Genomic DNA, 22,765 nt, shown 5'->3' with positions numbered 1-22,765 from the left:
AATTGATTCTAATTTGAAGTTTGGGTTGTTTGGTTGTTGTTCTGAAAGGCGGGTTTATAATACTTTGGCTTCATTTTGTAGCATCTTCACCAGTTCATTCACCTCTTCCTGTGCCACAATTTTCACAGCGCCTTTAGCTGCTGGTAATTCATAATCCACCAGCCTCACCTGTTTTTCTCCTCCAACAGGCTCCACTACGTTTAGCGGCTTGGTACGTGCGGTCATAATACCGCGCATATTAGGAATTTTCCATTCCGCTATCGGCTCCTGACAACCCGCCACAAAAGGCAAATCAATCTGAATGGTCTGCTTCCCTCCTTCAATCTCCCGATCCATGGTGGCGGTATTGCCTTCCACTTCCAGACGCATTACAGGAGAAACTGACACAATGCCCAGCATTTCTCCAACCAAAGCGTGTACTACCCCGCTGTTAAAATCAATGGATTCTCTTCCCATCAGAATCAGGTCATAGCCTTCTTTGGCTACCTCCGCAATTTGACTGGCTACAAAGAAAGAATCGGTAGGTTCGGCATTTACCCGAATGGCCTCATCCGCACCAATGGCCAGGGCTTTTCGAATGGTGGGCTCAGATTCAGCCGTTCCTACGTTCAAAACGGTCACCGAGCCACCATGTGCCTCTTTCAACTCTACGGCTCTGGCCAGGGCGTAATCATCATAAGGTCCGATGATATACTGCACTCCACTGCTGTCAAATTTGGTATTATTGTCAGTAAAGGCAATCTTTGACGTCGTATCTGGGACGTGGGTAATACATACTAGGATTTTCATAAAATCGGGTGATTTATGGGTTAAAGTTTATTTGAGATTTTGATTGTTTCAATAAAAAGAAGCGTATGTCAAAATTCACACCTATGGAAACGAAATGACGAATAGGAAGATAAAAAAAATCACTCGTTTTTTAAGCTCAAATTTATCCACGCAAGCTCATTTACTTTAATTTATTAAAAAATTTTTAAATAAAACTAATTTTCAGATATGAGTTTCGATCGGTTAGCGCAATTAATTGCCTTCAAAGAGGAGGATCCAAGTGATCCGTTTATCTGGTATTCAATTGCCTTAGAGTATACGAAATCCGACCTGCAAAAGGCTAAAAATCACTTTGAACACTTATTAAAAAATCACAAAAATTACCTGCCTACCTATTATCATGCAGCAAAATTATATATAGAACTGGAACTGCTGGAAGAGGCGAAAACCACTTATGAAGAAGGTATTGCACTGGCCAAAAATCAAGGGGATGACTTTGCGCTTAGGGAACTGCAAAATGCCTATCAGAATTTTCTATTTGAAGAGTACGACGAAGAATAGTTTTTTGCTTTTAAAGCCGAATGAAGCCGGCTTAAAGACTCGTTCAGCTACAAGGAAGGAAAATAAAGGAATAGTTTCCTGTTTCGGGTATTTTCCAAAGAAGGAGAGGAAAGCACGATTAACCAGATTAGGACTACTTTAAAACCAGAAACAACAGCCTAAGGACAAGCTCTCTTAACTAGAGGGATTGAATCTGAGGGTGAATCATTTGGTTTAAACCAGATCCTGAAGGAGAAATTTATGTGCTGTCATTTTTTTGGGAGAAAAGGCATTGGAAAAATTTTCGGTTCCCTCCTATTTTCTTCAAACAGAAGAAGAAGGATTTAAGGCAGATATATTCAGATAATAAAAATGGTCAAATAATCAACCTTTTTTATTAGCATTCTATTGCGTTATTTTGCCGTCCGAAAAATTAAGAATTTCAAAAGGGAGAGTATATAATGCACATTGCAGTAGCAGGAAATATAGGTTCAGGCAAAACCACCCTGACCAAAAAATTAGCAAAACACTACCACTGGACTCCACAATTTGAATCCGTGGATGACAACCCGTATTTGAGTGATTTTTATGCGGATATGTCCCAATGGTCATTTCACTTGCAGGTCTATTTTTTAAGCAAGCGTTATGAGCAGATTCTGGATATTCGCGAAGGCGGAAAATCCATTATTCAGGATCGTACCATCTATGAGGACGCCTATATTTTCGCCCGTAGCCTGCACGAAGGTGGAAACTTAAATGAGCGTGATTATGCCAACTATATGGACCTGTTTCAGGCCATGACACGCTATATTCAGGCACCTGACCTGCTGATTTATTTGAAGGCGGATATTCCAAAGCTGGTAGATCAGATTACGAAAAGAGGAAGGGATTACGAAAACTCTATTCGCATAGACTATTTGCAGTCGTTGAATAATTATTACAATTCATGGATTGACAATTATGATGCGGGCCGACTTTTAGTAATCGATGTAAATGAAATGGATTACGAAAACCGTGTGGAAGACTTTGCACAGGTAGTGGACAAAATTGATGTAGAATTAAACGGTTTATTCTCCTAACATTTATTTACCCATGCATATTGCAGTTGCAGGAAATATAGGCTCAGGCAAAACCACCCTTTGCAATAAACTGGCCCACCATTACGGGTGGACGGCAGAATTTGAACCGGTGGACGACAACCCCTATCTGAGTGATTTTTATGATGATATGGAGCGATGGGCCTTCCATTTGGAATTGTACTTCTTGAAGAGCCGATTCAAGCAAGCCGTTGACATCAAGGAAAGAATCAGCACGACCGTCCAGGACAGAACCATTGATGAGGGGGTGAATATTTTCGCTAAGAATTTATTTGATTCAGGTGTTTTAAACCAGCGAGACTGGGATAATTATCTGGCCGTTTACCAGCATATGAAACGCTTTATTCAGCCACCGGATTTGATGATATATCTGAAGGCAGACATTTCCAAATTGGTGAAGCAAATTCAGAAAAGAGGAAGGGATTACGAACAAAGCATCCCGCTTCAATATTTGGAAAGCCTGAATAAAAATTATGAGGAATGGATCAGTCAATACAGTGATTCCAAGCTTTTGATTTTTAACGTAAATGAGATGGATTATGAAAATAAGCCAGAGGATTTCGCCAAAATCACCCAGGCCATTGATGTGGAGTTTCATGGGCTATTCTCCTAATGTTAGCTTACATTTCAGCACAAAAAAGCCGATTTCCAAACTGTAGAAATCGGCTTTTTTATGTCCTTATCCCGGATTATTCATGCTTTAACCCGGATTATTCATGCTTAAATCCTCGTTTAGCTGCTAGGCGGGAAAATGAAGGAATAGTTTCCTATTTCGAGTTTTTCCCAAGGAAGCAGATGAATGAGGAGAAAGCAAGCATACCCAAATTTGAGCTATTGAAAATTCGATAGCGTTAACCGTAAAACACCTGATAACAAAACACTTATAGTGAACCACTAAATCTAACGGTGAATAATTCGGGTTATATTTTAAAAAGATCATCCGGTGCGGGAGCAGGATTGCTTTCTCCCCAGCCTCTTTTCACCAGCTTGGCGATCTTCTCAGCATGTACTTCTTTACCCAAAAGCAGGATACTTCCCAAAGGCTGCAACTTTTTATCCATCATCACGGATTGGTAAATACTCACCCGCTGCAGATTGTAAAAATGCCCGTGAGCAGCAACATCCGTTAGTAATGCCGTCCATGCCCGTAATTTCCATGCAGGCGCACCATTACCAAAAAAGTCCCCACCAGTGGCTGCTTTTCCAAAATATTGCTCTGCCAGCTTATTGGTCCACTGTTCAGGACCTAAACCTAACTTCAGGCATTCCTTTTCCTTCTGGCGGCAATTCCTGGCAAATGCTTTTGCATCCAATTCCGGCATCTTTTCCCCATACCATTTGGAGCGATAAGTCTGCATGCGATATCGGTTATAATCCAAAGGAGTGTCAATCAACAAGGCCTTTCTGTTGGCCGTCCACAATGTGATTTCCTTTGGCACATAAATACGCGCTGAAACGCCCCCCATCTCCCTGAATAGCTCCTCCAGCATTTCATAATTTTTCCACTTTCGCAACAAGGCTTCCGACAGTGGCAAGGTCTGTGGCCGGACCAACAGATGCTCTTCCATCCATTGGTAAAAAATCTTACTACTTCTGTCCATCTTCAGTTTGGCTGCTGTCCGTTTCGTCTTCCTGTAATTGTTCTTTTATTCGCTCTTTCAATTGTCCCTTTGAGCCGGGCCAGGTGGTGCGGGTGGAAATATCATAGCTCACCCACAACAAGGCCGCAAAAAACAAAATGGCAAAGACGATAAAAATGATTTTGGAGCGTTTCATCTTATTGGGCTAAAATGGTAAACTCAACTCTTCTATTTAATTTTCTGGTTTCTTCCCGCTTATTATCTGCTACAGGCTTGGCTGATCCATAACCTTTGGCCTCTACACGCTTTTTCTTTATGCCCTTCTCCACCAGATAAGCTTTAATGGATTCCGCTCTTTGCAAGGACAATTTACGATTGGCATCCGTGCTTCCACGGTTATCCGTATGCCCAGCCACTTCAATCACCATATTCGGATTCTCACTTAGCAACTCATACATTTTATCCAGCTGCGCATCTCCACCTTCCAGCATAATGGCCGTTCCCCTTTGGAATAAGATATTATCCAGGCGGACGTTCATCCCCACCTCTAAAGGCTTTAATTTAAACCTGTAGGCAGAGGCGGCTTCCTCCACCAGTTCATTCACCGCTTGTTCTATCCCCCAATAGCCTTCCGACTTAATCCTGAATTCTTTCAAACGCTTTCCCTGAGGCAGCGGCACAGATTCATGACCATGTGGAATAATGATCTGCGCAAGGCTGTCTTCCAAAACCGCTTCCACTTCAGCAGCGATTAATTCATTACTATTTTCATCAACCACCCATAACTGCAAATATCTTCGGCCCAATACTTCCTTAACCTCCGGCACTGCTGACACTTTCAGGCTATCGGAAATTTCCGTAGTAATGGTCGCTTCCTCCACCTGAATTTCAGCCTGCGCCACCACTTCCTGTGGCTCCGGGAAGGTATAAACCTTTAAATCGCCATAACCATTCGAATCCTGAGTGGAGACATACAGTCCTTGCTTGCCTTCATTGATAATGCGGAAATAGGTTTCTTTCCCCTTGGTATTAACTTCGGGACCCAGATTCTCCGGCTTTGACCAGGCGGTGAAACTATCATCCAAACGCTCAGAACGGAAAAGATCAAAACTTCCCGCTCCCCCATATCCGTTAGAAGCAAAATACAGGGTTTTATTATCAGGAGCTAAATAGGGAGACACTTCCTGAAAGGCGGAATTGATCACAGAACCCAAATTTTTCGGATCGCCATAACTCCCATTGCCCTTCCTGAACAAAACATATAAATCCTCTGCTCCCCGACTATTAAAAGACTCAATCGACAGGAACATCACCTTGCCATCAGCACTTAGAGCACCGGAAATTTCTTTGGAAGCATTTTTGAAATAAGGCAATTCCAGGGCTCTTGGAGCGGACCAGGCTCCACCTTCCAACTGACTCACTGAAATTCCCGTGCGCCCATCCTGACGGTAGGCATCATTTACAAACATGGTTTTTCCGTCTGCACTCAGGCCCAGAATCTCATTGCGTTGCTCATTATTCACCCGGCCTTTCAATAAAACAGGAGCTGTCCAGCTGCCGTTGGCCATGCGCTCCGACTGCCAGATATCACCCTTATCTTTCTTCCCACCTGCATTCTCAGGATGAGAAGCACGCACAAAATATAAAATCTGCCCATCCGGCGACAGTACCGGAGCACGCTCATCTACTATGGAATTTATTTCCTCATTCAGCGGGCCCTGCTGCCAATTTTGAGCATTAGCAAAAGTGGCTGCGGTTATCGTTAAACCAATGGTTAAAAGTGTATTTTTAAAAAGCATTATCCAAACATTCAATTTTCAAGGAAAAAATACCAAATCTATAGGTTGATTTTGGGCCTTAACCAAAATTAAGAAAGCCTGTTGAATTCCCCTATTTTATCTCCACATCTATCGCACGTCCACTTAATCTTCTTTCAAAGGGAGACTGACAGGTTGAAATCATCAGTTTATATTTTCCTGCTTCCGCAGGCATTTTGATATGCACAGATTGAAGGCGCTGTTCGCCTTGTCTCCAGTTTAATTGCTCCAGAGGAATCGGCTGCTGCGCTACCGGAACTATTTTTCCTTCTTTCCAAAAGGTAGGCAATAAGGCCGGAGACGCCCCTTCCAAATCCAAATGGTATTGAACGGCTCGGTCAAATTTATTCGTCAGTAAAACCTCCAGTTTCACCTCTTGCCCGGCAGAATAAGTAGGCGCCGGACTTTGGATTTCACTCCAAATTTTCCCCAGAGATTGAAAATCATCCATTATTCCCACACTCACTTTACCATTAGGCGTATCAAAGGATTGCATTTGAGGAAGCTGCCCTTCATAGCCCACCAATGCGATGGATTTCCCCTGAAGGCTGTCCAGCATGGGCCAAAGATCGTACTGGTGTTTGCGGTAATTCACCTGTGTAAGGCAAGCCACGGGAGCGCCATCTGTATAAAAACCGAATTGAGAAGGTTTTTGAAATCCGTTCACGAAAACCACCGGACGACCTTGTGCCACTTCCTGTATCCTTTCAGACCATTCCTCGCGTTCCTTAAACATTTTCAATGCCGGCAAACTGTACCATGGACCTGCCGGAATGGCAAGCAACAAACGAGCAGTCATCAGCAAAACTAAACTGACCACAAACAAATTTTTAAACCACTTGTATTCTCCCACTGATAAATATTGAATCCCTCGGGGCGCCAATAAAACCAATGGAATCGTCGCCACCAATGTCCAGTGTGCTTCTACCCAACCTTTAAAAGAGGAAATAAAGAAAAATAGGACAATCCCGAATAAATTCACCAACAAGGCGCGATCAAAATCGCCTTCCAATTTCACTTTAAGCGCGGCCTTAAATAAGAAATAAGCCGTCAATGGCCCAAAGACCACCCACTCATTCAGCAAATACATATAGGTATTCGCTATTTTATAGGGCTCCTTAGAGCGGTCAAATAAATGATACTGGATAGATGGGAATTCATTGGAAATTTGCCAGTAAATATGCGGCGTCAACAATAAAACGGAAAGCACAGCCGTCACCCAAAAGCTTGGTCTTGTTAATAACTTCCAATTGGCCAGCAAGCTGAAAAACACCAACAATACCGCATGGTATTTACTATAAAACATCAGGGCGATGACTATTGCAAGCAACAACACATTTTTCCAGCTGTCTTCCTGATAATAGCGCTTCAGCGCATGAAAATACAGCACACCAAAGAAAAACAAAGGCACATCCGGCGTGGTCACAAAGCCATAAATGTGAATCAACGGAACAGAGGCCACCACCATACAAAAGTGAGCAAATTTCACCTGATAAGGCTGGACCAATTCCCACAACAGGTAAATGGCAGTCGTACTCATGAGCACCGTCATCAGACGCAAACCTAATGTACCACTGAAAAACCCTTTACCGATTTTTATGATAAGCGCAACCATGGGGGGATGATCGAAATACCCCCAATCCATCCAACGGGACCACATCCAGTAATAGGCTTCATCTTCATGCACGCCTACGGCCCAGGCCTGAAGTAAATTAATGATCAACCAGGCTACCAAGAAGATTAGCAGCCCCTGAGACCGGGTATTAGATTTATCGAAAAGGCTCATTTACAGGGTAGACGAAAAAGTAAAGTAATAATTCACAAAGAAATTCCACAAAGTCACCACACCCACTGCGAAAACTTTAGAGATATAAAAATTGATCTTAAAACGATCATTACAAATATAAATAATGATATTATTCAACACCAATCCGATCACACTAACACCAATAAACTGAGAGTATTGCATTAATATTTGCGGATCATGACTTTCAAAAGTCCAAATGCGGTTCAGCATATAATTACTGGAAGCCGCCACCATAAAGCCCGTACTGTTGGCCACATACTTATGCCACTTCAAACGTTCTTTGGTGAAATAGGTAATGCCGAAATCTATAAAAAGTCCTGAGAAGCCCACCACTCCGAATTTGAGTAGCTTCATGAATAATTCTTTCATATCAAATTGCCAATGCGCATAAGGGGGCAAAAATAAGCAAATCCGCTAAACCCCGTAACCAAAAGCCAAAAAAAACCTCTGAGGGGACATTCCCGCTCAGAGGTTTTTAATTTAGTTAGCGCCTTCTTTTTGATAAATTTCGATGAACTTCGTGATATTCTCCGCCGCTATCTTTTTGGCAATGATTTTCTTATCCTTATCCAAAATATAAATGATGGGCGTAGTTCGAATATCATAATCGTAGCGGAAATTACTTTGCACATAAGGATCCTCCCCATTGATCCAGTCCATTTGCTTTTCTACTACGTATTTCAACCATTTTTCCGTATCCGTAGTCGTATTCACTCCCCAAAATTCAACGCCCTGATCTCGCAGTTCATGAAAGGCCTCCAATACTTTCGGGGTTTCTTTCTTACAATGCCCGCATTCCGGATCATAGAAAAACAGCACCGTAAAAGGTGCGGAATGGTCCGCCATATTCAACTCATTCCCCTCCGGATCTCTCAACACTAAATCAGGCGCCCTCTCTCCAATCAAATTCGGCTTCAACTGATTTACCCGCTCCTCGATTTTTGAAATGGTTTCCTCCTCTGCCCAAGTCGCCTGACCGGACAAATAATAGCGCTCCGCCAGCTTCACAAAAACATTCTCGGCCCCGATGCGCTTGCCCATTTCAAACTGATTGGACAAATTCACCACCATATATCTGAAAGTCTCCTCATCGCCTTTCGACAATTCAATCAACCTAACGGCCGAATCAAACAAAGAATCCGGCTGCGGATAGGTCAGTTTCTCCATATATTCCTCCACTTTTGGTGCATAGAATTGAGTTCTGAGCAAGGCCGGATCGCTCAGGTCAAAATTATCCCAAAAATGAGATCGGTAATAAATCACCCGCTCCAGCTGACTCCCAAGCGAGGCCGGTACCTCCGGTCGTTTGGTTGCCTTAATAATCTTGGCGGTCATGGATTCCGGATGTTGGGTCAGTACCGCTGACTGTCTTGCCTTCACATCTTGGTCCAATTGCATCAATTGCTCCTGAAAGGCCTTTTGCTGATCAGTGGCTCCCTCCGGCAGGGCCTGCAGCTGTTGCTGAATCTGCTGCGCTTTATTATTCTGGCTGGTGATGAAATGCTCATAGCCAATAAAAAGCTCATTTTTAGGAGAATGCTGAATATCCATATGTCCCGTCAGGTCCAGGGTATCGGTCTTCAGCGCAAAAGCCTGCTCGTCCGGCACCATTTGAAAATAAACCCCTTCCGGATGATAAATAAAATAAATCCCCTCTTTTAAGGGCTCTTCTCCCTTAAATTGGTAATGCCCCACACCGGATATATCTGCTAAAATACTTGCAGTATCCTTGACGTACTGTTTTTCTCCAAAGTAATAGCCCAAATACATTTCAGGAAGGGCCACGCCCTTAATCTGAAGATCTATTTCGTACCCCTGCCCCTTCACCACATAGCTAAAAAACATCATCACCCCTAATAGCCAATGTGCTTTATTCCTTAAAAACATAAGTTAATGTCTAAATAATTGAACTGTTTGATTTTTCTGACACCACTCCCCCTCACCTTCCTGACTTGCACGCTCCCAAAGTGGTTAAGTTTCAAATATTATAAATAATGCCGATTTGACCAACGAATATGAAGACGACAATTGACAATTTGCTCTTTTTAGGGAGCCTTCCGACCGACAATCAACAGGTAAAAACCAAATTCTGGGTTTGTAATCTGGTAAATTATTTTTGTCTGATCGCCTGCCTGATTTTTGGAAGCCTGGCGCTTTTCACCGCCCCTTCCCTATTGATTTTACTCGGAGGAAGCTGTCTGGTATACCTGACTTCCCTGACCCTAAACAAACTCCGGCTCAATCATATTGCACGAATTATTACCGCCATCTTCCCCTCCTCTTTCACCACAGTGGCCATTAGCCTGATTACTCCTCTGGGACAAAATCCGGTACCTTCCTTATTCCTCACGATGACCGCTATGATTATTTTACCCTGGGTATTATTTGATCTCTCAGAAAAAAAACCACTTTGGTGGGCCACAGCCATCAATATCGCTCACCTCTTCGCCCTGCTTTATATGGCGCCTCTTTTCGAAATGAGCTCTTTTATGGGTTACGAAACTACTTCACTTGAATATTTCATTAATACGATTGGTGGGGTGATGATGATCATTGCCCTGACATTTGTCAATAAAAAGGTGCAACGCAATCTTCAGTTGAGCGCTCAGAAAATGATCCATAAAATGGAAGTAAGCCAGAAAGATTTACAATCGAAATCGGAGCAATTACAAGCCTATGTCGCGCAGGTAGAGACACAAAAAGAAGAAGACAAAAAAAGGCAATGGATAACCGAAGGCATTGCGGCCATAGATCATCTGCTCAGGACCACCGATGGGGCGGAAAATCAGCAGGACCAACTTTTGAGTGCAATCGTCCAATACACCAACAGCATGCAGGGTGCGATTTACCATATTGACCAACTCCATGGAAAAACCCAAATAAACATGGTCGCCTGCTATGCCTTCAATCGAAAAAAATACCTGCACAAGTCCTATACCGATCGGGAAGGCCTGGTGGGTCAGTGCTATCTGGAGGCTCAGGAAATTTACCTTACAGAAATCCCTTCCAATTATTTTAGTATCAAATCAGGACTGGGAGACGCACCGCCGACTTCCATCATCCTGATGCCGATGAAATACAATGAAGAGGTGGTAGGAATACTCGAATTAGCGGCCCTACACCCCTATCCAAAACATTATTTCGAGTATTTAAAGGGCATATGTAATAATCTCGGCGCTCATCTGATCAACCTGAACATCAACAAACAAACCAAAAAACTATTGGAATCCAGTAATCTACAAACCGAACAATTGCAGGCACAGGAAGAAGAAATGCGGCAAAACATGGAAGAGTTGGCCGCTACACACGAACAAATGACCCGCATGCAGGCCGATCAGGAAAACCACCATCAAAAACAAATCGATCGTTTCAATCTGCATTTTTCAATACTGCTGGAATGTCATGGTATTAGCGGAGAAAGAATCTTGCTATTGAGCCAAAGTGGCGATATTTTATGGCTGAGTCCATTGATTATAAAAGATTGTAATAAAAAAAATCACAGTGGGCAAAACATCCGGAAGATGGCTTTAGCGGAGACGCCCTCCTATTTCCACATGATCAAAGCGGAAATTTTGGCTGAAGACCACATCAACAACAATCCAAAACAATGGCAGCTGAACAAAAAGGTGATTTCCGGAGGTCAACAAAAGCTACTCGCCTATAACATTTCCAACCAAGTGGCAGCCGCCCGAAATACGCATGCTAAAAAATCACAATAAACCATCAGAAATAAGAGAGTTTCCTGATTCTTTAAAATTATTAATCTATCAATAATTCACCCTATCCTGAGTAATATTCCACTAAATCCCAAATGGTTAAAAGGAAGATCCCAAATACAAGCCGGTTTGAGGAGTTTAAATGTCATTTGCCATTGCCGCATAAACTATTAAATTGATGGCTGTAATAATGAAAAGAAACAAACACAGAGATAAGAAATATGACATTTTCAAGAATTAAAGGTGTAGGACACTATGTTCCCGAAAATGTGGTGACAAATGATAATTTGGCTGCCCAAATGGACACTTCGGACCAGTGGATTCAGGAACGTACCGGTATTAAAAGCAGAAGATTTTTTGATCCGGAAAAAGATACCTGTTCCAATATGGCAACCCGTGCATCAAAAATGGCATTGGAGCGCGCTGGCATCGCCATTCAGGAGGTAGACATGATCGTTTTCGCGACCATCACCCCGGATTACTTTTTTCCGGGCTCCGGCGTTTTAATGCAAAGAGAATTGGGCCTTCATGAAAAAACCATCCCGGCGATTGATATCCGAAATGCCTGCTCCGGTTTTATCTACGGTCTGTCGGTGGCAGATCAGTTCATCAAAACCGGCATGTATAAAACGGTATTAGTGGTAGGTGCCGAAATCCAGTCCTCTGCTTTAGAAATGTCGGACCGTGGTAGGAATGTTTCGGTTATTTTTGGCGATGGAGCAGGAGCGGCCGTCATTCAGGCCGAAGAGGGAGCAAGCGGTCAGGGCATTCTTTCCACGCATTTGCATGCCGATGGCACGCATGCGGAGGAGTTATTTGGGAAGGACCCGGGCTCCAGCCGACATCCGGATCAGAGACTGAACCAAGAAGTGATAGAGAGTATGAGCATCCGCCCACATATGAATGGCAATGTCGTCTTCAAACACGCGGTGGTGAGATTTATGGAAGTGATTGGGGAAGCCCTAAAAGCTAATCAAATGACGCCGGATCAGATTGATCTCCTGGTGCCACATCAGGCCAATTTGAGAATCAGTAATTTCATTCAACAAAAAATGAAATTACCGGAAGAAAAAGTATACAACAACATTATGCGCTACGGTAACACCACAGCAGCTTCTATTCCGATTGCTTTGAGTGAGGCTTGGGAGGAAGGAAAAGTGAAAGATGGAGACTTGATCTGCCTGGCCGCCTTTGGCTCCGGATTTACCTGGGCATCCGCTTTAATTCGCTGGTAAATCGATGATAACAGCCATATAAGCACCACACTAGTGGTGCTTTTTTTGTACTTGTACCGGCTTGGCATTGCTTTCCAAGCCATATTGACCAAAAGATTGCAGTAAATTTTGAACTCCTTTTTCGACCGCGGCATACCCCTGAAGATCACCTCCGTTGTTGTCAATTTCCAACAATAACTGGTCAGCATCCAACTGAATAAGGGTGGAACGGATATTATCTACCGCTTCAATTCGGGAAAAATAGTCCTCCGTACTAAGGGCTTTGCGGTATCGATGCAAAAATTTCTTTAATTTCAGTTCATGCTGCCCATAAAGCGGAAGAGTTTGTACGCCTAAGGCATCCCTTTTGGAATAATGTGCATTGATCTTTTTGGCCAGCGCAGCAGACTTTTTAAAGGTGGCATTTTTAAATAACACATGATCACCGATGGCCGATAATAAATCCTTTGGCCTAAATGGTTTGATCAATAACTGCTGAATACCCTTTACAGGCCTTACCCCTTCATACCAATCCACCAAAGCGGTAATGGCTACCACCGGGATTTGCTTAAAATAAGCATGCTCGGATTGCCGGAGCATCTCCATCAATTCCCAGCCATTTAATATGGGTAACTGCAGATCGAGAATAACCATCGAAAAAGGTTTTTCATTGAGCAATTTCAAACCCTGAAGGCCATTCTGGGCGACCACAACCTCTAAATTCCACCGCTTCATCCATTTTTTAAACACAATCACATTCACCGGATCATCTTCTATAAGCAAAATGGAACGATGCTCGAAATCACCTTTTTTCATATTGGCCAGCGGCCTGGGCAGTCCCTCTTCACTTCTTAGAAAGGGAATACACAGGGAAAATTTAACCCTGTCTTTCAAAAAACTGACCTCCATCTCGGCCCCAATTCCAGCTACCATTTTTTTATAGGTGTGAATAAGGTGCTCCTGACTTAGAGAGGAAGAATCAAAGCCTCCGGAAATATGGAAATTCAGCCATATATTCTTCTCCAGGCATTTCCCCACCCCCACTTCCATTTCAATCGCGTGATCCCCCGTGGTTTCGAGCAGATCGGTTACCTGCTGATGCACCAATTGATAAACCTTTAGCTTATCGCCAACCAAAAATTCCGGGATATCCGTATCCACCCAAGCTTTCACTTTAACCTGCTTCTGTTGGGCAACCGCTTTCAAATCCGCCATCCACTGATGTATGGTTTCCCTCGTAGAAAAAGAAGACATTTGCATCCCGCTATACAATACCATGTAACATTAATTCCTAATTCAAACATAATATGACCGTCTCTCAGCCAGATTACGCAACTAATATGGGTATAACAGGCAATTACTAATATTGTTATTCCTCCTTATTATTGAAAAAAGCGCAGAAGGATCAACGAGGAAGATGTAAGACCTACAGATGAAATTAAACATAAACAAGATGTAATATTAAATTTCAGCCATGCCATTAAAAATCACTAGCGAAATGGTAATTTACTAAGACAGTGGGGCTTTACGATTTTTAATAATTATTAAGTCAGTTTATTGTGCAGAATATAAAAAGTCCCCTAACTTTGTATCCCATAAGTACAGAAACAGCAGTTTATTTCTTATGGGTTCAGCAAAATACATCTTCGTTACCGGTGGGGTAACATCTTCTTTGGGAAAAGGAATTATCGCCGCTTCTTTGGCAAAATTATTACAGGCAAGAGGCTTGTCTGTCACTATTCAAAAATTCGATCCTTATCTAAATATTGATCCGGGAACACTGAATCCATACGAGCACGGCGAGTGTTACGTCACTCGGGATGGAGCGGAGACCGACCTTGACCTGGGACACTACGAACGTTTTCTTAACATTAAGACCTCTCAGGCAAATAATGTGACCACGGGTAGGATTTACCATAACGTGATCAATAAGGAACGTGAAGGAAAATACCTTGGAAAAACGGTACAGGTCATCCCTCATATCACCAATGAAATTAAGGAAAATTTCTATAAACTAGGCCAAACCGGCGAGTATGATGTCATCATCACAGAAATCGGTGGTTGCGTGGGTGATATTGAATCACTTCCATTTATTGAAGCCGTTCGTCAGGCAAAACTAGAATTGGGTTCCTCCAATGCTATGGTGATCCACCTGACGCTGATTCCGTATTTGAAAGCAGCAGGTGAATTAAAAACCAAACCAACGCAGCATTCGGTGAAGCAACTTTTGGAAGCCGGAATCCAGCCTGATGTTTTGGTTTGTCGTTCTGAGCATTCACTTCCTGATGATGTTCGTCGCAAGCTTTCTCTTTTCTGCAATGTGGAATATAAAAACGTAATTGAATCTTTGGATGCAGAGACCATTTACGATGTTCCGCTTTTGATGAGAAAAGAAAAGCTGGATGAGCGTGTTATTGAAAAATTACAATTGACTTATGACAGCGAACCGAAGCTGGAGCTTTGGAAAGATTTCCTGGGTCGATTGAAAAATCCTACGGCAGAAGTGAAAATTTCTTTGGTAGGAAAATATGTAGAACTTCACGATGCCTATAAATCCATCGTTGAATCTTTCATTCATGCGGGTGCAGAAAACGAAGCCAAAGTTCGCATCAACTGGGTAAGCGCAGAGTCTGTCAATAAAGATAATGTGGCTAACTTATTGGGTGATTCTGCCGGCGTATTGGTAGCACCAGGCTTTGGTGAGCGCGGTATTGACGGAAAAATCACAGCGATTCAATTTGTTCGTGAGAACAAAATTCCATTCTTTGGTATCTGTCTGGGAATGCAAATGGCGGTAGTGGAATTCGCCCGCAATGTTTTGGGCTGGGAAGATGCAGCATCTTCAGAGATGAATCCTCAGACCACTCACCCGGTAATTGACTTGATGGAAGGACAGGATTTATCCAACCTGGGCGGCACCATGCGTTTGGGGGCTTATGCCTGCGAGATCAAACCGGACACGAAAGCGGCAGAGGTTTATGGTAAACCGGTAGTCCGCGAGCGTCACCGTCATCGTTGGGAATTCAATAATAAATTCTTAGCGGATTTTGAAAAGGCCGGTATGATTGCCTCCGGCATTAACCCGGACTCTACACTGGTAGAAATGGTGGAAATTCCGGATCACCCTTGGTTTGTGGGCTCTCAGTTCCACCCGGAATTGAAATCTACCGTGATCAATCCATCTCCAATCTTTGTTTCATTTGTGAAAGCGGCCTTGGATTACCAGTCAAAAAACAAATAATAGCATTAATATAGCCTTTAAAAAACACCTCGATGGTTCATCGAGGTGTTTTTTTTCATTAAATTCGCGTTTCTTAAAATCGAAATAACCAGGATCAATTTTTAGAATTGACGTTTAATTATGGACAAAAATCAAGTAACAGGCTTAGTACTTATCTCTGCCCTACTTCTCGCCTACGGCTACTTTTTTGCGCCATCCGAAGAGGATTTAGCAAAACAGCAAGCCGCTGAAGCAGTAAAAGTCGAGCAGACGACTACTCAGCCTTCCCAACCTGCGGAAACGCCGGCACTTCCGGACTCCGTTCAAGCCCTTATCAACCAGCAAAAATTTGGCAATTTAGCAGAGGCCACTACCGGAACTGCCACTAATGCCACTTTAGAAAACGAAGACATTAAAGTGATTTTCTCTTCCAAAGGCGCAAGCATTGCTTCTGTGGAATTGAAAAAATATAAAACTTACGACCAAAAGCCTTTAATTCTTTTAGATGAGGAATCTTCTCAACTCAATCGTACGATTCAGTTTGAAGGTCGTAATGTAAACCTTTCGGAATTATACTTTTCCACTCCTCAGCTTAATGGCAACACCATTACTTTTAATTTGCCAGTGGGAAATGGTAGCATTCAGCAAAGCTACACCCTAGCGGAAGAAGGTTATACCTTAAACGCTGACACCAAATTAAACAATTTAGGGAGCTCCCTGAATTCACAAACCATTGCTTTTGACTGGACCAACCGACTCAAAAGAGTAGAGCCTGATTTGGATAGCCGGGCTGGTGCTCGTATGAACACCACTGCACATTATTACACTGCCGGTGGGGACTTCGAAGAGCTTTCCATGTCTTCCAGTGATAAAGAAATTGCTTCTCCGGCGGAACAAATCAGCTGGATTGCTTTTAAGCAGAAGTTTTTCACATCTTCTGTAATTCCATCGACTGCGGTAAAAGTTTCGGAAGTCAGTATTGAAACGCCTGCGAATGACAGCACGACGGTAAAAATTGGCCGCGCGACTTTTGACTACAATGCAGATCAGTCCATTGAATTCTTCTTTGGACCTAACCAGTACGATATCCTGAAAGAAGTAGCGCCTGGTTTTGACCAAAACCTCAACCTGGGCTGGTTCATTTTTAAGTATGTCAACAAATACATCATCATCAATATCTTCCACTTCTTTGAGAAATTCACCTCCAACTACGGATTGATCATCCTGATGCTGGTATTGGTGATTAAGATGTTGTTGTTCCCGATGACTTATAAGTCTTATCTGTCCATGGCAAAAATGCGGGTGTTGCAGCCGGAACTTGCTGAAATCAAAGAACAGCATCCGGACGACATGCAGAAACAACAATCCGCACAGATGGAATTGTACTCTAAAGCAGGCGTGAACCCACTAAGTGGTTGTATCCCGATGCTGCTTCAGATGCCTATTCTGTTTGCAATGTTCCGATTCTTCCCGAACTCCGTGGAATTACGTCAGGAATCTTTCCTTTGGGCACATGACCTATCCACTTTTGATAGTATTTTAGATCTTCCATTCTCAATTCCATTTTATGGAGATCACGTTTCCTTGTTCACCTTGTTGATGACGGTATCCACCATCCTTTACACCAAGGCAACGAACCAAAACACGAATTTGGAAGGACCTATGAAAAGCATTCAGTACATGATGCCGATCATGATGATTTTCTTCCTGAATGATTTCCCTGCTGGTTTGACGTACTACTACTTCCTGTCTAACATCATTACTTTTGGCCAGACTTACGCCATCCGTAAATTTGTAGATGACGATGCCATCCATGCAAAATTACAGGAAGCAAAAAAGAATGCCGGCAACCGCAAGAAAACCGGATTCCAGGCTCGTCTTCAGGAAGCCATGAAGCAATCTCAGGAAATGCAAAAGCAACGCACTGCTGACCAGAATAAGAAAAAGAAATAATTAAATATTAAACTATTGAAAAAAGCCCATCCAGTCGGATGGGCTTTTTTTTGACATTTTGCGCAAATATATGATAATCATCATGTTTGAGTCTAAGCAAAATTACATTAGAATAAAGCCTTAAATAATTGCAAATTTGGATAAATACATTGACCTTTACTCATATTGGTTAACCAAAACACACGCAAAGCCCTGATTGAAATAATACAAAATCAAGCGTAATGCAGACATCTATCATATTCTGAAACACAGATCAGCAGGAATAACAAATTTTCTTTGATCAAAATCATTTTTGGTCTGCCAAAAAACAGCGATTAATGGAATAATTTGTTACATTCGAAGCAAAATAGTCGATACCCGGCTTTTAAATAAAGAAACATTTGATTAACAATAAAAATAAGTTAAGCCCGTTATGAGTTTGATTGAGAAGATTAAGGAAAACGCAAAAAAGTACAATAAAAGAATCGTCCTACCTGAGGGCGAGGAAGAACGTACTTTGCAAGCAGCGGACCAAATTGCTGCCGAAGGTCTGGCACATATCATCCTAATTGGAAACCCGAATACCATTCAGGAAGAAGCCGGAAGATTAGGTTTAAACAATTTGGACAAGGTGACGATCATCGATCCTACCAATCATGACAAGAAACAGGCTTACACGGAATTATTACTAGATTTAAGAAAATCTAAAGGCTTGACCGAGGAACAAGCTTCCAAATTGGTTGAAAACCCATTATACCTGGCGACACTTATGATCAAAGCTGGTGATGCTGATGGGGAGGTTGCCGGCGCACAAAATGCCACTGGCGATGTATTGCGCCCTGCTTTCCAGGTCGTAAAAACCAAACCTGGTATTTCTGTTGTATCAGGAGCTTTTGTGATGATTTTACCAAATGACACCTATGGTCAGGATGGGCTAATGGTATTTGCGGATTGTGCCGTAACACCGAACCCGGACGCGAAGCAATTGGCGCAAATTGCGGTTTCTTCAGCGGAAACTGCGAAAGCGATTGCTAAAATCGATCCTAAAGTGGCCATGTTGTCTTTCTCTACTAAAGGTTCAGCAAAACACGAATTTGTAGACAAAGTAACGGAAGCTACGGCATTGGCAAAAGCATTAGCGCCTGATTTAAAAATTGACGGTGAATTGCAGGCAGATGCTGCCATTGTAGCAGCAGTGGGGGCTTCTAAAGCGCCGGGCTCTGAAATTGCCGGTCAGGCCAACGTTTTGGTATTCCCGGATCTACAGTCAGGTAACATTGGTTACAAATTGGTACAGCGACTAGCAGGTGCGGAAGCCATCGGCCCGGTACTTCAGGGTATGGCAGCACCAATCAATGATTTGTCACGTGGATGTTCTGTGAATGACATCGTGAACCTGGTGGCCATTACGGCAAATCAGGCTGCAGAAGCTTAATAAAGCACTGGCCCGGGGAAATCCTCGGGCTTTTGGCGTTAATACAGTTATCGAAATATTTATCCTTTTATATCAATAATGTCTGAAATTAGAGAATCAATTGCATCATATGGCCTACATGCAGGAAATGATGCTCCTAAGAACAACATCTTTTCCCATGTAGGTATCGTAGGTTGCGGCTTCCTTGGGCAAGCCATCGCCTTATTATGTGCGCGCCGTGGTTTCGATGTCGTTTTCTTGGAATTGAGCCAACAGCGTGTGGACCAGGCGATGGACGGCATGTCTCACGCATTGGATTTGGAAATCGAACGTTGGGGTTTAACAGATTCTGAAAAGAAATCCATCCTTTCCCGTATTTCCGGAACTACCGTTTATGCTGACTTAGCAAAAAGCGATATCGTTATTGAAGCGATCAAGTCTCGCACCCGTGAGAAATGTGTTCCGGATCGCAAGTCCATTTTCAAAAAAGCAGAAGAAGTAGTTTCTGAGGAGTGCTTAATCGTTACGAACTCCACTACTTTGGTGATCACTGAGCTTGCCGCTGAATTGGATCACCCGGAGCGTTGTGCTTCCCTGCACTTCATTTTCCCAGTAGAAGATGCAGAAATCGTAGAGGTAGCCCGTGGCTTGCACACTTCCGAAGCCGCATACGAGCGTGTGCAGCGTTTTGCAAAAATGTTGAAGAAAACCGTAATTCCTGTAGTAGAATCTCCAGGCATCATTTCCACCCGTCTGATCGCACCGATGATCAACGAGGCTTGCTCCATTTTGATGGAAGGAGTAGCGACCAAAGAAGATATCGATACCACGATGCGTTTAGGCATGGGGAACTCCATGGGGCCATTCGAGGCGGCAGATCTTTTTGGTATTGATCGCGTAACCCGCTGGTTGGATAACCTTTACAACGAATTCGGTAACACCCGCTACAAAGCATCTCCAATGTTGAAAAAATTGATGAGAGCAGGTAAGACTGGCCGTTCAGTGGGTGAAGGATTCTATAAATACGACAAATACGGATCCAAGATCCATGACTAAATAAGGGTCGCAAGACCTTACCCCAATCACAATCACACAAACAATGAAAATTTTAGTATTAAACTGCGGAAGCTCCTCAATCAAATACCAATTGCTTGCGATGCCGGAGGCTACAGAATTAGCCAACGGGATAGTAGAAAAAATTGGATTGACCGGAGCATTCTTAAAAACCAAGGATAAAGACGGAAATAAAGTCATTTTGGAAGGCGACATCATGGATCACAAAATCGGCATCGAGTACATACTCGGCGTGCTGAAGAGTGAGAAATATGGTGTGGTGAAGGAATTAAATGAAATTGATGCGATCGGCCATCGCGTAGTCCACGGAGGAGAAGCTTTTAAAGATTCTGCTTTGATAGACGAAAGCGTATTGGCAGAAATTGAGAAATGTATCGATTTGGCTCCTTTGCACAATCCGCCGAACCTTTTAGGGGTTCGCTCTATGATGGAACTTTTACCGGAAGCACCTCAGGTAGCGGTTTTTGACACTGCTTTTCACCAATCAATGCCGGCACATGCCTATATGTACGCCATTCCATATGAATTATATAAGAAGTATGGAATTCGACGATATGGTTTCCATGGGACCTCACACAAATACGTTTCACGTAGGGCTTGTGAAATCCTGGGGCTGGACTACAGTAAGGCGAAAATCATCACCTGCCATTTAGGCGGTGGAGCTTCTGTCGCTGCGGTTGATGGTGGGAAATCCGTCGATACTTCTATGGGGCTTACGCCTGTAGAGGGCATGATTATGGGAACGCGTGCCGGGGATTTGGACCTTGGGGTGTTAACCTTTATCATGAAGAAAGAAGACATCAGTGTCAATACCGCCAATACGTTAATCAACAAACGCTCCGGCGTTTTGGGCATTACGGGCATCTCCTCAGACATGAGAGATATAGAATTGGAAGCCTTTGAAAAAGGTAATGACCGTGCCCAGCTGGCTTTGGACATGTATGATTATCGTATCAAAAAATATATTGGTGCTTATGCGGTAGCCATGGGAGGCGTTGACGCCATCGTTTTCACCGGAGGGGTGGGCGAAAATGGAGATGCCACCCGGGAAGGGGTATGCCGGGGATTAGAATTTATGGGCGTGGATTTTGACCACGAGATCAATAAATCATTCCGGGCAGAAGAAAAGGTAATTACCAAACCAGGCTCCAAAGTTACGGTTATGGTAGTACCGACTAACGAAGAGTTGGTCATCGCCGAAGACACCTACCGTCTTTCTGAACAGGTTTTAAGTGTAAGTTCATAAATGAAAACAGGGCTTGATTTTCAGGCCCTGTTTTCCCGACGATCAACCCCGCTTTGGCTTAATACTTATTTTCAAATGATAATATAGTAATTAACAAATCCTTCATAATACATGAACATTCTTGTCCTAAACTGTGGATCGTCATCCATTAAGTTTCAATTATTCGACACTGATTCACGTGAGGTGAAAATCACCGGATTAGTAGAAAAAGTAGGATTAGCAGGGGCTTTTTTAACCATTAAAAAACCTAATGGGGATAAAGTAGTCTTTGACGGAGAAATTAACGACCACACTCAGGGTATTGAGTACGTTTTGGGAATCATCACTTCCGAGAAACACGGCGTAATTAAGAGTCTGAACGAAATCAATGCGGTGGGTCACCGTGTAACGCATGGTGGTGAGCGCTTCAAAACTTCTACCCTGATCAATGATGAGGTCAGAAAGAGCATTAACAAGCTTTTTGACTTAGCGCCATTGCATAACCCGGCCAATATGATGGGAATCAGCGCTATCGACACCCTTCTTCCTGAGGTACCTCAGGTGGCAGTATTCGATACCGCTTTCCACCAGACCATGCCGGCGAAATCTTATATGTACGCCATTCCATATCAGCTTTACAAGAAATATGGTATTCGTCGTTACGGTTTCCACGGGACCTCTCATCAATATGTCGCAGAACGTGCTTGTGAAATTCGCGGTTGGGATATTACCACTAAGAAAATCATCAGCTGTCACCTGGGTGGTGGTGCCTCGGTAACCGCTATCCAGCATGGTAAATCTGTGGATACCTCTATGGGGATGACCCCAACCGAAGGTATGATCATGGGTACCCGTGCCGGTGATGTGGATTTGGGTGTTTTGACTTACATCATGATTCAGGAAGGTATTGATGCCAATACAGCCAATAGTTTAATTAACAAGCGCTCTGGTATGTTGGGTGTATCTGGTGTATCCTCGGATATGCGCGATATCTTAGCAGCTATGAAAGACGGTAATGAGCAGGCGAAATTGTCTTATGATATGTACTGTCAGCGAATTGCCAAATACATTGGTTCGTATACTGCCGTAATGAATGGGGTTGATTTGATCATCTTCACCGGAGGTATTGGTGAAAATGCATTCTATGTTCGTGAGGACGTAAGCAGCAACTTTGGTTACTTAGGTTTGGAGATCAATAAAGAATTGAACGCTAAAACCTTTGGAACGGAAACCATCATCTCTTCTGAAGATTCTAAAGTAGACGTAATGGTGGTTCCGACCAATGAGGAATATATGATTGCAAGAGACACGGAGCAAATCGTGTCCAATTTGTAAAATACATTCAAAAAATTAACAGAAAG

Annotated in this window: 19 protein-coding genes; 11 read left to right on the top strand and 8 right to left on the bottom strand. The window is 43.0% G+C overall.

Features of this window, described 5'->3' with window-relative positions; genetic code table 11:
* Window positions 1-54: 54 nt before the first annotated feature.
* Complete coding sequence (locus AAA970_RS06940; RefSeq protein ID WP_338236502.1) at window positions 55-789, bottom strand: electron transfer flavoprotein subunit beta/FixA family protein; 735 nt, start codon at window positions 787-789, stop codon at window positions 55-57.
* Window positions 790-996: 207 nt separating this feature from the next.
* On the opposite strand from AAA970_RS06940, the gene AAA970_RS06935 reads away from it, so the two are divergent.
* The 3 genes from AAA970_RS06935 (at window position 997) to AAA970_RS06925 (ending at window position 3,018) form a co-directional block, all read left to right on the top strand.
* Window positions 997-1,329 carry a tetratricopeptide repeat protein gene (locus tag AAA970_RS06935; RefSeq protein WP_338236501.1) on the top strand — a complete coding sequence of 111 codons (333 nt, stop codon included), beginning with the start codon at window positions 997-999 and terminating at the stop codon, window positions 1,327-1,329.
* A 440-nt stretch (window positions 1,330-1,769) separates the two neighbouring features.
* The gene (locus AAA970_RS06930) at window positions 1,770-2,387 is read left to right on the top strand and encodes a deoxynucleoside kinase (RefSeq protein WP_053404723.1); all 618 of its coding nucleotides are present in this window, start codon (window positions 1,770-1,772) and stop codon (window positions 2,385-2,387) included.
* Between the two features lie 13 nt (window positions 2,388-2,400).
* Window positions 2,401-3,018 carry a deoxynucleoside kinase gene (locus tag AAA970_RS06925; RefSeq protein ID WP_338236500.1) on the top strand — a complete coding sequence of 206 codons (618 nt, stop codon included), beginning with the start codon at window positions 2,401-2,403 and terminating at the stop codon, window positions 3,016-3,018.
* A gap of 307 nt (window positions 3,019-3,325) precedes the next feature.
* Here AAA970_RS06925 and AAA970_RS06920 read toward each other — a convergent pair whose 3' ends face one another.
* The 6 genes from AAA970_RS06920 to AAA970_RS06895 all read right to left on the bottom strand — a co-directional run bounded on the left by AAA970_RS06920 (window position 3,326) and on the right by AAA970_RS06895 (window position 9,496).
* Window positions 3,326-4,006 (bottom strand): DUF7255 family protein, encoded by a 681-nt coding sequence (locus AAA970_RS06920; RefSeq protein ID WP_338236499.1) that lies wholly within the window; start codon window positions 4,004-4,006, stop codon window positions 3,326-3,328.
* Window positions 3,993-4,181, bottom strand: a complete 189-nt coding sequence (locus AAA970_RS06915; RefSeq protein ID WP_053404720.1) for a hypothetical protein — start codon at window positions 4,179-4,181, stop codon at window positions 3,993-3,995. Before AAA970_RS06915 ends, AAA970_RS06920 begins: the two co-directional genes overlap by 14 nt.
* 1 nt (window position 4,182) lies before the next feature.
* Window positions 4,183-5,784, bottom strand: a complete 1,602-nt coding sequence (locus tag AAA970_RS06910; protein WP_338236498.1) for an OmpA family protein — start codon at window positions 5,782-5,784, stop codon at window positions 4,183-4,185.
* A gap of 91 nt (window positions 5,785-5,875) precedes the next feature.
* The gene (locus AAA970_RS06905) at window positions 5,876-7,588 is read right to left on the bottom strand and encodes an ArnT family glycosyltransferase (RefSeq protein ID WP_338236497.1); all 1,713 of its coding nucleotides are present in this window, start codon (window positions 7,586-7,588) and stop codon (window positions 5,876-5,878) included.
* Window positions 7,589-7,978 carry a GtrA family protein gene (locus AAA970_RS06900; protein WP_084792842.1) on the bottom strand — a complete coding sequence of 130 codons (390 nt, stop codon included), beginning with the start codon at window positions 7,976-7,978 and terminating at the stop codon, window positions 7,589-7,591.
* Between the two features lie 111 nt (window positions 7,979-8,089).
* Window positions 8,090-9,496: a DUF5106 domain-containing protein gene (locus AAA970_RS06895; protein WP_338236496.1), complete on the bottom strand. Its 1,407-nt coding sequence runs from the start codon at window positions 9,494-9,496 to the stop codon at window positions 8,090-8,092.
* 128 nt (window positions 9,497-9,624) lie between these two features.
* Between AAA970_RS06895 and AAA970_RS06890 the strand changes: the two genes are divergently transcribed.
* Both AAA970_RS06890 and AAA970_RS06885 read left to right on the top strand, forming a co-directional pair.
* Entirely contained in the window at window positions 9,625-11,328 is a 1,704-nt protein-coding gene (locus tag AAA970_RS06890; protein WP_338236495.1) for a GAF domain-containing protein, read from the top strand.
* Window positions 11,329-11,546: 218 nt separating this feature from the next.
* Window positions 11,547-12,560 carry a 3-oxoacyl-ACP synthase III family protein gene (locus tag AAA970_RS06885; protein WP_338236494.1) on the top strand — a complete coding sequence of 338 codons (1,014 nt, stop codon included), beginning with the start codon at window positions 11,547-11,549 and terminating at the stop codon, window positions 12,558-12,560.
* A 30-nt stretch (window positions 12,561-12,590) separates the two neighbouring features.
* Here the strand turns inward: AAA970_RS06885 and AAA970_RS06880 are convergent, their stop codons facing one another.
* Window positions 12,591-13,793 (bottom strand): response regulator, encoded by a 1,203-nt coding sequence (locus AAA970_RS06880; RefSeq protein WP_338236493.1) that lies wholly within the window; start codon window positions 13,791-13,793, stop codon window positions 12,591-12,593.
* A 370-nt stretch (window positions 13,794-14,163) separates the two neighbouring features.
* Here AAA970_RS06880 and AAA970_RS06875 point away from each other — a divergent pair, with 370 nt between their 5' ends.
* The 6 genes from AAA970_RS06875 to AAA970_RS06850 all read left to right on the top strand — a co-directional run bounded on the left by AAA970_RS06875 (window position 14,164) and on the right by AAA970_RS06850 (window position 22,739).
* Window positions 14,164-15,780, top strand: a complete 1,617-nt coding sequence (locus AAA970_RS06875; RefSeq protein ID WP_338236492.1) for a CTP synthase — start codon at window positions 14,164-14,166, stop codon at window positions 15,778-15,780.
* A 120-nt stretch (window positions 15,781-15,900) separates the two neighbouring features.
* Window positions 15,901-17,712, top strand: coding sequence for a membrane protein insertase YidC (gene yidC / locus AAA970_RS06870; RefSeq protein WP_338236491.1), 1,812 nt, complete (start codon window positions 15,901-15,903; stop codon window positions 17,710-17,712).
* A 412-nt stretch (window positions 17,713-18,124) separates the two neighbouring features.
* Complete coding sequence (gene pta, locus AAA970_RS06865; protein ID WP_053404710.1) at window positions 18,125-19,126, top strand: phosphate acetyltransferase; 1,002 nt, start codon at window positions 18,125-18,127, stop codon at window positions 19,124-19,126.
* Between the two features lie 78 nt (window positions 19,127-19,204).
* Window positions 19,205-20,161, top strand: a complete 957-nt coding sequence (locus AAA970_RS06860) for a 3-hydroxyacyl-CoA dehydrogenase family protein (protein ID WP_053404709.1) — start codon at window positions 19,205-19,207, stop codon at window positions 20,159-20,161.
* Between the two features lie 43 nt (window positions 20,162-20,204).
* Window positions 20,205-21,425, top strand: coding sequence for an acetate/propionate family kinase (locus AAA970_RS06855; protein WP_338236490.1), 1,221 nt, complete (start codon window positions 20,205-20,207; stop codon window positions 21,423-21,425).
* Window positions 21,426-21,536: 111 nt separating this feature from the next.
* A complete protein-coding gene (locus tag AAA970_RS06850) occupies window positions 21,537-22,739 on the top strand; it encodes an acetate/propionate family kinase (protein WP_338236489.1) in 1,203 nt (400 codons plus the stop codon).
* Window positions 22,740-22,765: the final 26 nt, after the last annotated feature.

It is taken from the genome of Persicobacter diffluens (genome assembly GCF_036244895.1).
In the GTDB taxonomy this organism is placed as follows: domain Bacteria; phylum Bacteroidota; class Bacteroidia; order Cytophagales; family Cyclobacteriaceae; genus Persicobacter; species Persicobacter diffluens.
The sequence above is the reverse complement of the archived record's forward strand: the minus strand, read 5'-3'. Positions and strand labels throughout refer to the sequence as shown.